The organism is Mesorhizobium sp. CNPSo 4670, assembly GCF_057784235.1.
The window spans coordinates 1-862 of the sequence record NZ_JBWJFQ010000069.1; the positions used below are offsets into that span (position 1 = coordinate 1).

1 pseudogene is annotated in these 862 nt (G+C 60.8%); it reads left to right on the forward strand.

The annotated features are described in order from the left end of the window. Nucleotides 1-862: pseudogene (locus tag AC0ZT5_RS35105) on the forward strand (hypothetical protein); the annotation flags it as partial.

Below are 862 nucleotides of genomic sequence, written 5' to 3' on the forward strand. Positions count from 1 at the left end.
GTGCCGACCAACTCTCTGAATTTACTCCGCAGAACCTGGCTAACCTGGCAAACGGCTTCAGCAAGTGGCCGGAACAGGCGGGTTGTCGCGAGGCCACAGCCACGATCGCCGGTGAGGTGCTTCGCCGTGCCGACCAACTCTCTGAATTTACTCCGCAGACCCTGGCTAACCTGGCAAACGGCTTCAGCAAGTGGCCGGAACAGGCGGGTTGTCGCGAGGCCACAGCCACGATCGCCGGAGAGATGCTTCGCCGTGCCGACCGTCTATCCGACTTTATTCCTCGGAACCTGTCGAACCTGATGAACGGCTTCAGCAAGTGGCCGCATGTGGAGAGCTTGCACGGTGCCTCAATCGCGATCGCTGGCGAGCTGCTTCGCCGTTCCGACCAACTCTCTGAATTTACTCCGCAGGAGATGTCGAACCTGGCAAACGGCTTCAGCAAGTGGCCGGAAGCCGCGGAGTGTCGCGAGGCTATAGCCCTGATCGCCGGTGAGATGCTTCGCCGTTCCGACCAACTCTCGGACTTTACTCCGCAGAACCTGGCGAATCTGGTGAACGGTTTCAGCAAGTGGCCGGAAGCGGCGGCTTGTCGCGAGGCTACAGCCACGATCGCTGGTGAGATGCTTCGCCGTTCCGACCAACTCTCTGAGTTTACTCCGCAGGAACTTTCGAACCTGGTGAACGGCTTCAGCAAGTGGCCGCAAGCGGCAGAGTGCCGCCACGCCGCAACCGTTGTCGGCGGCGAGTTGCTTCGTCGCGGCCGACTCTCTGATTTCAGCAGTCAGGATCTTGCGACCCTGGTGAATGGCATGAGCAAGTGGCCGCAAGAGGAGAACACGCGTCACGCCGCGCTCACGATCGC